The organism is Bradyrhizobium sp. (assembly GCF_035309285.1).
Classification (GTDB): Bacteria; Pseudomonadota; Alphaproteobacteria; order Rhizobiales; family Xanthobacteraceae; genus Bradyrhizobium.
On record NZ_DATGFH010000136.1, the window covers coordinates 15,720 to 28,963 of the forward strand.

Annotated in this window: 12 protein-coding genes; 2 read left to right on the forward strand and 10 right to left on the reverse strand. The window is 65.3% G+C overall.

Features of this window, described 5'->3' with window-relative positions:
- Positions 1 to 56 precede the first annotated feature (56 nt).
- Both VKR55_RS25735 and VKR55_RS25740 read left to right on the forward strand, forming a co-directional pair.
- Positions 57 to 1,790, forward strand: coding sequence for a S8 family serine peptidase (locus VKR55_RS25735; protein ID WP_324407792.1), 1,734 nt, complete (start codon positions 57 to 59; stop codon positions 1,788 to 1,790).
- Between the two features lie 350 nt (positions 1,791 to 2,140).
- The gene (locus tag VKR55_RS25740; protein WP_324407794.1) at positions 2,141 to 2,590 is read left to right on the forward strand and encodes a TIGR03809 family protein; all 450 of its coding nucleotides are present in this window, start codon (positions 2,141 to 2,143) and stop codon (positions 2,588 to 2,590) included.
- 5 nt (positions 2,591 to 2,595) lie between these two features.
- Here the strand turns inward: VKR55_RS25740 and VKR55_RS25745 are convergent, their stop codons facing one another.
- The 10 genes from VKR55_RS25745 to folP form a co-directional block, all read right to left on the reverse strand.
- Positions 2,596 to 3,966 carry a TIGR03808 family TAT-translocated repetitive protein gene (locus tag VKR55_RS25745; RefSeq protein WP_324407796.1) on the reverse strand — a complete coding sequence of 457 codons (1,371 nt, stop codon included), beginning with the start codon at positions 3,964 to 3,966 and terminating at the stop codon, positions 2,596 to 2,598.
- 103 nt (positions 3,967 to 4,069) lie between these two features.
- Entirely contained in the window at positions 4,070 to 4,735 is a 666-nt protein-coding gene (locus VKR55_RS25750) for a pyroglutamyl-peptidase I (protein WP_324407797.1), read from the reverse strand.
- Positions 4,735 to 5,718: a methylmalonyl Co-A mutase-associated GTPase MeaB gene (meaB, locus tag VKR55_RS25755; protein WP_324407799.1), complete on the reverse strand. Its 984-nt coding sequence runs from the start codon at positions 5,716 to 5,718 to the stop codon at positions 4,735 to 4,737. Before meaB ends, VKR55_RS25750 begins: the two co-directional genes overlap by 1 nt.
- Before the next feature lie 109 nt (positions 5,719 to 5,827).
- The gene (locus VKR55_RS25760) at positions 5,828 to 6,571 is read right to left on the reverse strand and encodes a DUF3298 and DUF4163 domain-containing protein (protein ID WP_324407861.1); all 744 of its coding nucleotides are present in this window, start codon (positions 6,569 to 6,571) and stop codon (positions 5,828 to 5,830) included.
- Positions 6,572 to 6,792: 221 nt separating this feature from the next.
- The gene (scpA, locus tag VKR55_RS25765; RefSeq protein ID WP_324407801.1) at positions 6,793 to 8,946 is read right to left on the reverse strand and encodes a methylmalonyl-CoA mutase; all 2,154 of its coding nucleotides are present in this window, start codon (positions 8,944 to 8,946) and stop codon (positions 6,793 to 6,795) included.
- A gap of 36 nt (positions 8,947 to 8,982) precedes the next feature.
- The gene (locus tag VKR55_RS25770; protein ID WP_324407803.1) at positions 8,983 to 9,447 is read right to left on the reverse strand and encodes a GFA family protein; all 465 of its coding nucleotides are present in this window, start codon (positions 9,445 to 9,447) and stop codon (positions 8,983 to 8,985) included.
- On the reverse strand, positions 9,444 to 11,315 hold the full coding sequence (locus VKR55_RS25775) for a methylmalonyl-CoA mutase family protein (protein ID WP_324407805.1): 1,872 nt from the start codon (positions 11,313 to 11,315) through the stop codon (positions 9,444 to 9,446). Before VKR55_RS25775 ends, VKR55_RS25770 begins: the two co-directional genes overlap by 4 nt.
- A 157-nt stretch (positions 11,316 to 11,472) precedes the next feature.
- On the reverse strand, positions 11,473 to 11,979 hold the full coding sequence (gene folK / locus VKR55_RS25780; RefSeq protein WP_324407806.1) for a 2-amino-4-hydroxy-6-hydroxymethyldihydropteridine diphosphokinase: 507 nt from the start codon (positions 11,977 to 11,979) through the stop codon (positions 11,473 to 11,475).
- On the reverse strand, positions 11,972 to 12,352 hold the full coding sequence (folB, locus tag VKR55_RS25785; RefSeq protein WP_324407808.1) for a dihydroneopterin aldolase: 381 nt from the start codon (positions 12,350 to 12,352) through the stop codon (positions 11,972 to 11,974). The genes folK and folB overlap by 8 nt, the downstream gene beginning before the upstream one ends.
- Positions 12,349 to 13,209: a dihydropteroate synthase gene (gene folP, locus VKR55_RS25790; protein WP_324407809.1), complete on the reverse strand. Its 861-nt coding sequence runs from the start codon at positions 13,207 to 13,209 to the stop codon at positions 12,349 to 12,351. Before folP ends, folB begins: the two co-directional genes overlap by 4 nt.
- Positions 13,210 to 13,244: the final 35 nt, after the last annotated feature.

Consider the following 13,244-nt stretch of genomic DNA (forward strand, 5'->3'; position numbering starts at 1 on the left):
GCGCGACGTCCGCCGCAGTCGGAGGTCCCATGCGCTACGATCGTGCAAACTTTTGGATGAAGCTTTGTCGTGCAGGCGCGGTTGCCGCGTTCGCGATCGTGCTGGCCCCCGCGGCCGATGCCCAGAGCATCATGCACTTCCCCACCATCAATACACCACCCCGCATCCCCAACATCAGTGCGAGTCCGGGTCCCATTGTGACGCCCCATGTCAACCCGGGCGTGGCGACCCACGTCAATCCGGTGGTGGCGCCTCACGCCAACCCCGGCATCAATGTCGGCCACGTGACACCGGTGATCCGCACGCCGCCGCCACCGACACTGGTCGGACGGACGGTGGTGCGTCCGCAATTTCCCTATCTGCACACCTCGCCGAACCTCTATCCCGCTTGCGAAGCAGCCGAGCGCGGAGGCGATGGCGATTGCGTCGATGTCTTTGCCAACGCCGCCGGCAATGGTTCGAATGCGAAGCACAGGGCGAGGCGCGGCGGTTCGCGCCGCAATGCCGCGCTGGCGGCAGCCAATCTGCTTACCGTCAGCGACGAGATCGTCGCCGAGATCGACGGCGCGCTCACCGACGAGCAGGCCGACGCGCTGGCGCGGCGTCATGGCCTGAGGCGCATCGGATCTGAGCATTTTCCGGTGATCGATGCGACGATCGGCCTGTTCCGCATCACCGATGGCCGCGCTTTCGAGACGGCAAGCCGCGAGTTCTCCGGCGACGTCAGCGTGCGCTCGGTGCAGCCGAATTATCGCTATTTCGTGCAGGAGCAGAAGGCCAAAGTGCCGGCCGAGGGAGATCCCGCGCAATATGTACTTGCAAAGATGCGCCTGCCGGAGGCGCATACGCTCGCGCGCGGCACGGGCATCAAGGTCGCGGTGATCGACTCCGGGATCGACGTGAGGCATCGCGAGCTCGCGGGTTCGGTCATCGACAGTTTCGATGCTCTGGGCTCCAGCGAAGGCCCGCATGTGCACGGCACCGGCATTGCCGGTGCGATCGTGGCCCACGCCCGGCTGATGGGCAGCGCGCCCGCGGCGCAACTGATTGCGATCCGCGCCTTCAGCGGCACCTCGAACGGCGCACAGAGCAATTCCTTCGTCATTCTGAAGTCGCTCGACTACGCCTTCCGCAAAGAGGCGCGGATCATCAACATGAGCTTTGCCGGTCCCAAGGACCCGCTGATCGAGCGCGGCATCAACGCAGTGGCGGCGAAGGGCATCACGATGGTGGCGGCGGCGGGCAATGGCGGTGCGAAGTCGCCACCACTTTACCCGGCCGCCAACCCGAACGTGATTGCGGTCAGCGCGACCGATGCACGGGACCATCTGTTCGCGGCGTCCAATCGCGGCAGCTATATCGCGCTGGCAGCGCCCGGCTCGGACGTGTTCCTGCCGGCGCCGGAGGAGAAGTATCAGGTGACGTCCGGTACGTCGTTCTCCGCCGCCTTTGTCAGCGGCGCGGCTGCGCTGATGCTTCAGCGCAATCTGGCGTTGAAGCCTGAGGAATTGCGGGCAATTCTGCTGCGCACCGCGCGTGACCTCGGTTCACCAGGACGTGATGATCTGTTCGGCGCCGGTGAAGCCGACGCCTATGCCGCTGTCCAGGCTGTGATCGGCGAGCAGTCCGCGCCGGTCGCCTCCACGTCGTCGCCACCTGGCGAGGTATCCCACGAAAACAGTGCGGAACAGCACGAAACCCAGCCGGTTCGCGCTCTGGCGCCGCAGGTTTCGACCGCGGCGTCGGAAAAGCCGGCCAGCGCCGCGCCGCATGAGCCGGCCGAGCGATAAAGCTCGTGCGACAAAATGGCCGTTCGAAAAGGGTTAAAAAAATAGCCGCCGCTTTGAACGGACCGGGAGAGAGTGGCGACCAATGCATGTGGGAGCGGTAATCCCTCCCCATGGCTATATCAGGCGCGAGCGCCCATCCACCCCAAGCGCCCATATGGCTTGACCCGTCCGGTTGTCCCCCCGGACGGGTCTTCATTTTTCCGCCTCGCGAATCCGGTCGACTACGGAGTTCGTGGCAAAGCGGTGAACCGCTCTGGACAACGCGAATCTTTTCCACAAAATCTTGATGCCACGTCTCGTTGATTCGTTGCGTTGCTGTTGCGTCCGTTCCTTCTTTTACGGGCTGATTCATGACAGATCGCAACAACGCGACGAGCGATGTGCTCGGTCGCTGGCGCATGCTCGCAGAGCAGCGGCTGGAGCATCTCACCGAGCTGTTCGAAAGCGGCCGCTGGCGCCGCTACTATGGCGAGGTGGCTTTTCTCGAAAATATCAGGGAAGCCAAGGTCGCCGTCGAAACCTGGCGCGGCCTCTCGGCGCCTCGCGCGGCGGCCGAACCCGTGATCAAGGTGAGGCGGCCCGAGCCGGCGCGAGAGCTACGGCCTCCCATCGCCGGGCCATCGTCCGCGGTCGCGCCCAGGCCGATCGTGCCGCCGCCCGCCGCGGTCGCAGCGGAGGAGGCGTCGGCCAGCCCGGTGATCGACATGCTGGCGTTGGAGCGGGCGCTCGGGACCGCCGAGCAGGTGCTGGATTTGAGCGCGATCGAGCAGCGCTATCCGCTGCTCCGCAACACGCTCTGAGCGGATCAGCGCCGCACCGCGTTGTTTCCGATCACGACCTGCGCATAGCGCTGGGCGCCGTCGGCGGACAAATCCGCGGTGACTGCGCGGGCGTGATCGAGGCCGACAACCGCGCCGCGCGGTGCTTCCGAGATCATGTTGTTGTTGACAAGCGCTGTGCCCGCGCCCGCCGTCACCGACACGCCGATGCCGGCAAAGGCCTTGCGGATCACGTTGCCTGTGATCGCAACGTCGCGCAGATATTTGCCCCAGCCGGCGACGATGCCGAAGGCGGGCGCGTTCTCGATGACATTGCCGGTCACGGCGCTGTCGGCCTCGACATAAATGCCGATGCCGGCCTCGTCGTCGGGCGCAGTCCCGATCGGCCGCTTGGGCAAGAGATTGCGGATGACGTTGCCCTGGACGACGGCGATGCGTCCCCCCTGGTCGAAATTGCAGACGGACACGCCAAAGGCGGCGCCGTCCACGGTGTTGCCCGAGATCACCGCGCCCTCGAACGAGAACTCCGAATAAAGCGCCACCTCGCGGACATCGCTGATGCTGTTGTTGACGATCTGGATGTTGGAGGCTGAATTGCCGCGCACCGCGGAGTAGTCGCAATTGCTGACGCGGTTGCCGCGCACGATCACGTTGCCCGCGCGATATGCATTGATGGCGTTGCCGTACTGTCCGGAGCCGCCGGGACCGGCCTTGATGTCCTCGATGCGGTTGTCGGCGACCAGCGTGCCGTCGTCGCCGATCTCGTAGCGCAGGATCTCGATGCCGTTGTCGCTGGTGCGCGTGATGGTGTTGCGCGAGACGATCAAGCCCCGCGCGTCGAATGAGGTGATCGCCGTCACCGCAGTATCGGAGATGATGTTGTTGGAGACGTCGCCCGAGACCTGCTCGAGCCAGATGGCGTTGCCGCCGCTATTCAATATCTCGCAATCGGTGATGCGGATGTCCTGGCCGCCGAGACAATGGATCAGCCCATGCCGGGCGGGCAGGGGGATGTTGCTGCCGTCGCAAATGATGCCGTCGATACCGATGTGGCCGGCGCCTTCGCCGAGCAGCATCGATCCGCCACCATTGAAGACGAGCCTCGTCGCGCCGCGCACGCCGAGGAGGTGCGTGCCATTCGCAAGATGCAGCGTGCCCACGCGATAGACTCCGGGCGGCAGTGCCAACGGCACGGCACTGCGCGCGGCATCATCGATTGCGCGTTGCAGGGCGCCCGTCTGGTCGTCCGGACTGCCGGGCCGCACGCCATGTTGAGTGACATTGCGGCCGAGCGCGGACGTCAATTGCGTGGCGCGTGCGGCTTCCGGCGAAGCGGTAACGGCGCCGGCGACGCCGGCAGCCGTGGCTCCGATCAGATGGCGGCGATTGAGGTCCATGACCGTCTTCCCGCAAAAGGGGCGCAATGCCGTGACGTACCCCATAAATGCGTTCGCGCGCGGCGGAACGCTGTCGCGGCGAGTGCGATAGTTGGGGGTAGGGTTAACGGAGGTTCAGGATCAGGCCGTTTTCGCGCACCGCGCCGCGCGTAAGCCGCACCAGTTCCGAGAGCATGGCTTCGCCGGCATCGACCAGATCCTCCAGGCCGATGCGGCCCGCCTTTACCGCGCCATCGCGCGCGAGCAGGGGAACATGGATGAAGGCCGCGAGGCGAGGGCCGTCCTTCTGGTGCGTCGCCTCGATCGCGCGCCAGCTCAGGTAGTTGCAGAGATAGCTGCCGGCGTCGCGCGAGGCGCGCGCATCGATCCCGGTCGCGAGCGCGGCGCGCAACAGCTTTGCGGTATGCGGGCCGAACGTCAGGGCGTCACTATTCGCGGCAATCGATCCCTTACGGACGCGTGTGCCGTCGGCATCGGGCCAGATCGTGGTGATCGCATTGCGCGCGCGCGTCTCGACGCGCAGATAAGACGTTCGCGACGCGAGGCCGAACATCAACAGTGCGTGCGGCCGCTGCTTTGCCAACAGCTTGGGTAGCTCGCGATCGACGGTGGCATAGGTGACATGGAAGATGTGGCTCGACAGCTCGAGATCGTCGAAGGCCGGACGGCGCAGATGTATGAGCCGCTCGACCAGCGGCATGGTTGGGTTGAACGGCGCGCCTGGAAACGGGCCGAAGCCCGTGACGAGAATCCTGAGCTTGTCGCCCATCATAGCAACTCCATCATCTGACCGGCGGCGACCGCCGGCGCGAGGCGGCCGTCGGCAACATCGCTTTCGATCTTCTTCACTCTGGCGCGCGTGGATGCGTCGGCGCGCAGCCGCGCCAGCATGCGCTGCTCTAGCATCGACCACATCCACTTCACCTGCTGCTCGCGTCGCCGCGCGGCGAAGTCGCCGGACGCGGTCATCGCCGTGCGATGGTCGAGGATCTTCTGCCAGAGCTCGGCGATACCGGCGCCGGTCAGCGCGGAATAGGTGACGACTGGCGGATGCCAGCGTTCCGAACGCGAGCTGAGAAGATGCAGCGCGCTGCGATAGTCGGCCGCGGCGCGATTGGCGCTCTTGACGTTGTCGCCGTCGGCCTTGTTGATTGCGATCATGTCGGCGATCTCGACCAGGCCCTTCTTGATGCCCTGCAATTCGTCGCCGGCGCCGGGCAGCATCAGGGCCAGGAAGAAGTCGGTCATGTCGGCGACCGCGGTCTCTGACTGGCCGATGCCGACGGTCTCGACCAGGATCACGTCGAAGCCGGCGGCCTCGCACAGCAGCATCGCCTCGCGGGTCTTGGCGGCCACGCCGCCGAGCGTGCCGGAAGCGGGCGAGGGGCGGATGTAGGCGTGTTCCGACGCCGCCAAGCGCGCCATCCGCGTCTTGTCGCCGAGGATCGAGCCGCCGGTGCGCGCGGAGGAAGGGTCGACCGCCAGCACCGCGAGCCTCTGGCCGTGCTCGATCAGATACATGCCGAGCGCGTCGATGGTGGTGGATTTGCCGACCCCAGGCGAGCCAGTGATGCCGACGCGGATCGCCTTGCCGGTGCTTGGCAAGAGCGCCTGCACCAGATCACGCGCGGCCGCCTGGTGATCGGCACGCCGGCTCTCGATCAGCGTGATGGCGCGGGCAAGCGCGGCGCGGTCGCCGGCGCGGAGCTCCCTGGCGAGGGCTTTGATGTCGGGGACCTTAGGCGGGGCCATGGCTTGGTGTACACCGGGCGCGTGGCGTGTGCGAGGGCCTCAGCCCCGGCTATCCCCGGTCACACACGCCGGCAGCGTGCGCTCAATCCAGCCAACACGCCACGGGCTGTTATTGGTCCTCGGAATCGCGCTTCGGGCGTGCGCCGCCGAAGATGCGCTGGCCCTCCGGCGTCAAATAGGGTTTCAGCGTCTCCCAGGGCACGAAAGCGACATAGTCACCTTCCGCGTAGGGGCCGACGGCATAGGGCGGATAGTGGAAGGTGAGACCGGAGCTCTTGCCGGCCACGGTCGATGGCGCCAGCGTCACCGCGCCAATCTTGAGGAGCCTTGGTTCGACACTCTTGAACCATTCGGCGGTCGCGGTCGCGCTGGAGTCGCGCTTCTTCTTCTCGACCTTCAGCGAAGCGATGATGGCCTTCTGCATCGCGGTCATGGTCGGGCCGCCGTCGGCCGTTTCCGTGAAGAACGGGCGGATGCTGATGCGCTTGTTCTCGGCCTTGTCCCACAGGATGGTGTTGACGTCGGTGTTGGGATGGGCGCCGTGGGTGTCCATGTAGTCGTCGCGGACGATCGAGACGTAGCGATCGGCAGCCACGGAGCGAATCCAGTACTTGCGCTCGAACGACCAGCCGCCGTCGCCGAGATGGAAGAATTTCGGGTCCTGCTTCATCTCCTTGGCGGCGTCGGCGGCATTCTTGTCGAGCCACTTCTTGCCTTCGGCGAGGCAATCCGCCGCGAGCGCGGGATCGGCTTTGATCCTGGCGTCGAGGAAGACGCTGGCCTCGCTCGCCTTGGTCTTGAGCGTCGCGTCGGGCTTGGGGTCGTCCGCGCGCAACGGCGACCACAGGGCCATCGCCGCAAGACATCCGATGGCGATGGCGGTATGCCGCACAAGTCTCGTCCGCGTCATGTACTTGTCCTGCCTTTCCGACACTTCATCCGGTTCGATCAGTTCAACACGTTTTCGTTGAACTCTTGCTGAACACTGCACATTGCCGCGCGGGTCAACAGCACGATCGTTGGTCGCGGCCCGGGACGAAGGGTTCAATCGGGATGGCAGATCGCAGTGGTAGGTTATTCCGCCGCCTCGCTATGGCCGAGCCGCGCGTTGAGCTTGTGGATCAATTCCTCGGCGGCGTCCGAGATCACGGTGCCGGGCGGGTAGATCGCCTCCGCCCCGGCCTTGTAGAGCGCGTCATAGTCCTGCGGCGGCACGACGCCGCCGACGATGATCATGATGTCCTCGCGGCCGTGCTTCTTCAGCGCTGCCTTCAGTTCGGGCACTGCCGTGAGATGCGCGGCGGCAAGCGAGGAGACGCCAAGAATATGTACGTCGTTCTCCACGGCCTGCCGCGCGGCTTCGTCGGCGGTCGCAAACAGCGGCCCGATATCGACGTCAAAACCGACATCGGCAAAGGCCGACGCGATCACCTTCTGGCCGCGGTCATGGCCATCCTGGCCGATCTTGGCGACGAGGATGCGGGGACGGCGTCCCTCGACTTCCTCGAAGGCGTCGATCAGCGCCTGCACTTTTTCAACGTTGCTCGACATCGCGGACGCCTCCCGCTTGTAGACGCCGGTGATGGATTTGATCTCGGCGCGGTGGCGACCGAACACCTTCTCCATCGCGTCCGAAATCTCGCCGACTGTCGCTTTCGCGCGCGCTGCGTCGATCGCGAGCGCGAGCAGATTGCCGCCTCCCTCGGCGCCGCGGGTCAATGCCGCGAGCGCGGTCTCGACGTCCTTCTGGTTGCGCTCGGAACGCAGGCGCTTGAGCTTGTCGATCTGCAGCCGGCGCACCGTGGAATTCTCTACCTTGAGAATCTCGATCGGCGCCTCGTCAGTCGGCTTGTACTTGTTGACTCCGATCACGGCCTGACGGCCGGCATCGATACGGGCCTGGGTCTTGGCCGAGGCCTCCTCGATGCGCAGCTTCGGCACGCCGGCCTCGATCGCTTTCGCCATGCCGCCAAGCTCTTCCACTTCCTGGATATGGCCCCACGCCTTGGCTGCGAGGTCGCGCGTCAAGCGCTCGACATAATAGGAGCCGCCCCAGGGATCGATGATCCGCGTGGTGCCGCTTTCCTGTTGCAGAAACAATTGCGTGTTACGCGCGATGCGCGCGGAGAAATCGGTGGGCAGCGCGAGCGCCTCGTCGAGGGCGTTGGTGTGCAGCGATTGCGTATGGCCTTGGGTTGCCGCCATCGCCTCGATCGTGGTGCGCACGACGTTATTGTAGACGTCCTGCGCGGTCAGCGACCAGCCCGAGGTCTGGCAGTGCGTGCGCAGCGAGAGCGAGCGCGGATCCCTTGGATTGAACGGCTTGAGGAGTTTTGCCCAGAGCAGGCGCGCCGCGCGCATCTTGGCGACTTCCATGAAGAAGTTCATGCCAATTGCCCAGAAGAACGACAGCCGCGGCGCAAACCGGTCGACATCGAGGCCCGCGGCGAGACCGGCGCGCAAGTACTCGACGCCGTCGGCGAGTGTATAGGCGAGCTCGAGGTCCTGCGTCGCGCCGGCCTCCTGCATGTGATAGCCAGAGATCGAGATCGAATTGAACTTCGGCATCCGCTGCGAGGTGTAGGCGAAGATGTCGGAGATGATCCGCATCGACGGCGTGGGCGGATAGATATAGGTGTTGCGCACCATGAACTCTTTCAGAATGTCGTTCTGAATGGTGCCCGACAGCTTTTCCGGCGGCACGCCCTGTTCTTCGGCGGCGACCACGAACAGCGCGAGGATCGGCAGCACCGCGCCGTTCATGGTCATCGACACGCTCATCTGGTCGAGCGGGATGCCCGCGAACAGCGTGCGCATGTCGTAGATCGAATCGATCGCGACGCCAGCCATGCCGACGTCGCCGGAGACGCGGGGATGATCGGAATCGTAGCCACGATGGGTGGCAAGGTCAAAAGCGACGGACAGGCCTTTTTGACCGGCCGCGAGGTTGCGGCGGTAGAAGGCGTTGGAATCTTCCGCCGTGGAGAAGCCGGCATATTGCCTGATCGTCCATGGCTGGTTGACGTACATGGTCGGGTAGGGGCCGCGCAGATACGGTGCGATGCCGGGCCACGTGTCGAGGAAGTCGACATCAGCGAGATCGGCCTCGCCATAGGCCGGCTTTACCAGGATGCCTTCCGGCGTGAGCCACGGCTCCGCCTTGCCGGCAGGGGCTGCAGCGGCCACCGGCTCGAATGCGACATTGGCAAAATCAGGAATGCGGCTCATGGTACTTATCTTAGCATATTTAGCGGCGTCGCCAGGTTAATCATGATCCGGATGCTGGTGGCTGACGATGGTGGCCATCTTGTCCGGGCCGTAATTCTGCAACGTGGTTTGGCTCGGCAGGTTGGCGATTCCGACCACCCAGCCGAGGCGGGATTCGGTACCGAATTGTCGGGTCGGAATCACCCGGTCGGGCCGGTCAAAGGCGCCGGTCATGATCTCGATGTGCGGACCGTCGATGCGGCGGAAGCTCAACGGCGTGCCGCAATCGGCGCAGTAGTCGCGCTCGGCGATGGTGGAGGATCGGAACGCTGCGGGCTTGCCCTTGGTCCAGGCGAAATCGCCTTTGTCGATATCGGCGAAGGAGGCGAACGGGGCGCCCGATGCCTTCTGGCACATCCGGCAATGGCAGATGCTGATCTTGACCGGTGCGGCCTTCACCGCAAAGCGGACGGCGCCACATTGGCAGCCGCCGGTGAGAACAGGTTTTGCATCCTCGCTCATATCCGCTCCATCAGCTCATAGGCCCGTTGCAACAAGGCAAGCGCATCGCTTCCGGCAAAGATGAAGTCAGCCACACCAGCTCCGCGCAGCGCGGCCTCTTGCTCGCCAGGCCGTCCTGCCAAATAGATATTCCTCGCGCCGGCGCTTTGCAGGGCCTTTGCGGCGTCAATCGCGCGCCGGGCGTAGATTTGATCGGACGAGCAAAGGGTGGCCAGTGGCGCGCCAGAGGCCTTCCAGGCCGCGGCGAGCGTAGCCGGATCGGAAAAGCCTTCGCCATCGATGGCCTCGATACCGCCGGCCTCAAAGAAGCTCCTGGCGAAGGTTGCGCGCGCGGTGAAGTCGGCTGCGGTGCCGAGATTGGCCAGGAACACGCGGGGCCGCTTGCCCGTGGCTTTGAGGATTTGGTCGGAACGATCGCGCAGGCGTTCGAACGGCGCGGCAAGCCGCACGGCTGCGATCGGCTCGAAGTTGATCGCCTCGTTCGCGGGCGCGGATGCCACCGGCTTTACGTCCTCGATGACGACCAGTGCCTCGTGCAGATTGGGAAATTCGCTCGCGCCGGTGAGCACGTCGCGGCGCTTCGATAAATTGGCTTCGCGCGCTTTCCGCGTGGCTGCGACTTTGCTCTGGATCAGGCCCTGCTGTAGCGCCGCGAACGCGCCGCCAGCCTTTTCGATCTCCTGGAACAACGACCAGGCCGACTCGCAAAGGTCCTTTGTCAGGCGTTCGATGCCGCCGGAGCCCGCAGCGGGATCGGAGACTTTGTCGAGATTGGATTCCTGCAGCAGCACGAGCTGCGTGTTGCGTGCCACGCGTCGCGCGAATGCGTCCGGAAGGCCCAGCGCCAGCGTGTGCGGCAGCACGGTGATAGCGTTGGCGCCGGCAAGCCCTGCCGCGAAGGTCGCCATGGTCGCGCGCAGCATGTTCACGTAGGGGTCGCGCTGGGTCAGCATCCGCCAGGCGGTCTCGGCGGCGATGAAGGCCGGCTTCGGCGGAAGCCCGCAAGCCTCCTCAACGCGCGCCCAGAGCAGGCGGAGCGCGCGGAATTTTGCCATGGTCAGGAACTGATCGGCGTCCGCGATCAAGCGGAAGGAGATTGCCGCACGCGCCCCGTCGAACGGAACGCCGCCGGCTTCGAGCGTGCGCAAGTAAGCGACCGCGAGCGCCAGCGCAAACGCCAGCTCCTGCGCCTCGGAGCCGCCGGCATCATGCACCGGCCGGCCGTCGGCCAGCACGAATGGTCCTTTGAGCCCGCGGCCGATCAATCCGTTCACCACCTTGGCGAACGGCTTTTCCATCTCGCTCCATGTCGCGGCCGCACGTCCGCGCACCGCCAGCGTCGAGAGCGCCTGGTAGTTGATGCGAAGATCGACCTTGGCCGGATCGATGCGCCTAGCTTCGATGAGATCGGCGAGGGCTTCGCCCGCATTGCTGCGCCCGAGCACGGGATGGATCGAGATCGAAATGCCGGCATCGAGGAGGACGCCGTCGAGCAGGCGCTTCAGCGTTTCGGCTGAAGCATCCGGAATGCCAAAACCGCGTGCGCCGGGTCCGCCCTCGAACTCGATTTCGAGGCCGGTCGCGCCGTTTTCGAGATCAAGCAGGGCCATCGCATTGGCCTTCGCCGCATCCGGATGATCGACCCGCTGCATGATCTGCCAGGGCGAAGCCGGCGCGCGACCGGCGACGAGGTTCGCGCCTTTCGCGCGGGGATAGATCGGCTCGATCTTCAGGCCATCATAGGTCTTCGCCGTAAGCTTCTCGAACGGCGCACCTTTCAGCACGCCATCGACCAGCTTGCGCCAGTCCGCCTCGGTGGCGTGAGGAAAGTCGGCGGCAAGGCTGAGATCGTCAGTCACGGAGGTCATTCGGCAGGTCTGCTCCCGGCGTGCCAGTTCTGCTTTCGTTGGCGCGGAAATTGCCACGTCGCCGCGGCCAAGCCAAACGGTTGTTTTTGTGTCTAGTCGCTTGTTTTGCGCATGATCCCTCGGGTCAAGCCCGAGGGCATGCTTGCGGAAAACCGCTTCATGCTTTTCCAGACCATGCGCTGTCCGGCAGCCGCTCGATCCCCTCGGTCGAAAGGTCCTCCAGCGCCTCGGCGACACGGCGCCCGCGGATCACGCGATCGGGCGCGATTTCGGCGAGCGGCACCAGCACGAAGGCGCGCTCGAACAGGCGAGGATGCGGGAGCGTCAGGTCCGGCTTGTCGATCGCGACGTTGTCATAGGCGATCAGATCGAGGTCGAGCGTGCGCGGGCCCCAGCGCCGCTCACCTGCACGGTCGCGGCCGAACTGCTGCTCGACCCGGTGCAGGGCCACGAGCAGCGCATGCGGGTCGAGGCTGGTCTCGATCTCGATGCAGGCATTGACGAAGCGCGCTTGATCCTCTTCGCCCCAGGGCGGGGTGGCATAGTCCGATGAGCGCGCCAGCAAGGTCGCGTGCGCCATGCCGCAGATCGTTGCAATCGCCTTGGGGAAGGTCGCGCGAACGTCGCCGACATTGCCGCCGAGTGCGATCAGGACGCTAGCCATTTTGGAGCGGATGCCGGCTGCGGGTCAGCACCACGCCGACATCCTCGAAGATCGCGGCGATCGGCGCATGCGGCTTGTGCACGGTGACCTTGACGGCGCGGATGCGCGGAAAGGCAGCCAATATCGCATCCGCCACCGCCCCGGCGGCACGTTCGAGGAGCTTGTAATTGGCACCCCGGAAAGCGGCCGTCGCGGTGGTCACCACATTGGAATAGGACACGGTATCGGCGAGACGATCGGTGCGGGAGGACTCCGCCAAGTCCGTATACAATTCGAGGTCGATCACGAAGCGCTGGCCGACCTCGGTCTCGTGCTCCATCACGCCGTGGCGGGCATGGATCACGACGCCGGTGATGAAGATCGTATCCGTCATTGCCTGTCCTCGATGGCCGCCGCCACCCGCAGCGCCTGCACGGTTTCCGCGACATCGTGGGTGCGGATGATCCGCGCTCCGCGCTGGGCCGCAAGAAGGTGCGCAGCGATCGATCCGCCGAGGCGCTGCTGCGGCTCCGACGGCGAGACGGAGGCGATGAAGACTTTTCGTGAAGCGCCGACCAGAAGCGGCAGGCCGAATACGTCGAGCTCCGAAAGCTGCGCCAGCACGACCAGGCTCTGCTCCTGCGTCTTGCCGAAGCCGATGCCGGGATCGAGCACGATGTTTTCCCTGGCGATGCCGGCGCGCGCGGCGATTTCGAGCGAGCGGGTGAAGAAGGCGGCGATATCGGCCATGATGTCGATGCCGGGATCGGCACGGTCGCGGTTGTGCATCACGATCACGGGAGCCTTGCGTGCGGCGATCGTGCCCGCCATGGCACCGTCGCGTTGCAGGCCCCAGACGTCGTTGGCGATCACGGCACCCTGGTCCAGGGCCCAGGCGATGACGTCGGCCTTCATGCTGTCGATGGAGACGGGAACGCCGAGCGCTACGATGGCGGCCAGCACCGGCTGCAAGCGCCGCAATTCCATGTCGGCGGAGACCGGTTGCGCGCCGCCATAGGGGCGGGTGGATTCGGCGCCGATGTCGATGATGTCGGCGCCGTCGGCGATCAGGCGCCTGGCCTGCGCCAGGGCCTTGTCGGGCTCCAGAAACTGGCCGCCATCCGAGAAGGAGTCCGGCGTGACATTCAACACGCCCATCACGGCCGGCGTGGGCCGCGACAATAGCGTCCGCAGCACCGGATGAAGCACCTCGGCCGGAGCGACCGCATATTGGGAGGTGATCTTGACCATGCGTCGCTTTGCGCGGTCCCCGCATGGGAGTCAAG

Bases quoted from the DNA above. Each gene is read 5' to 3' on its own strand.
- VKR55_RS25735 (WP_324407792.1), top strand. From the start codon at position 57: ATGAAGCTTTGTCGTGCAGGCGCGGTTGCCGCGTTCGCGATCGTGCTG.
- VKR55_RS25740 (WP_324407794.1), top strand. From the start codon at position 2,141: ATGACAGATCGCAACAACGCGACGAGCGATGTGCTCGGTCGCTGGCGC.
- VKR55_RS25745 (WP_324407796.1), bottom strand. From the start codon at position 3,966: ATGGACCTCAATCGCCGCCATCTGATCGGAGCCACGGCTGCCGGCGTC.
- VKR55_RS25750 (WP_324407797.1), bottom strand. From the start codon at position 4,735: ATGGGCGACAAGCTCAGGATTCTCGTCACGGGCTTCGGCCCGTTTCCA.
- meaB (WP_324407799.1), bottom strand. From the start codon at position 5,718: ATGGCCCCGCCTAAGGTCCCCGACATCAAAGCCCTCGCCAGGGAGCTC.
- VKR55_RS25760 (WP_324407861.1), bottom strand. From the start codon at position 6,571: ATGGCCCTGTGGTCGCCGTTGCGCGCGGACGACCCCAAGCCCGACGCG.
- scpA (WP_324407801.1), bottom strand. From the start codon at position 8,946: ATGAGCCGCATTCCTGATTTTGCCAATGTCGCATTCGAGCCGGTGGCC.
- VKR55_RS25770 (WP_324407803.1), bottom strand. From the start codon at position 9,447: ATGAGCGAGGATGCAAAACCTGTTCTCACCGGCGGCTGCCAATGTGGC.
- VKR55_RS25775 (WP_324407805.1), bottom strand. From the start codon at position 11,315: ATGACCTCCGTGACTGACGATCTCAGCCTTGCCGCCGACTTTCCTCAC.
- folK (WP_324407806.1), bottom strand. From the start codon at position 11,979: ATGGCTAGCGTCCTGATCGCACTCGGCGGCAATGTCGGCGACGTTCGC.
- folB (WP_324407808.1), bottom strand. From the start codon at position 12,352: ATGACGGATACGATCTTCATCACCGGCGTCGTGATCCATGCCCGCCAC.
- folP (WP_324407809.1), bottom strand. From the start codon at position 13,209: ATGGTCAAGATCACCTCCCAATATGCGGTCGCTCCGGCCGAGGTGCTT.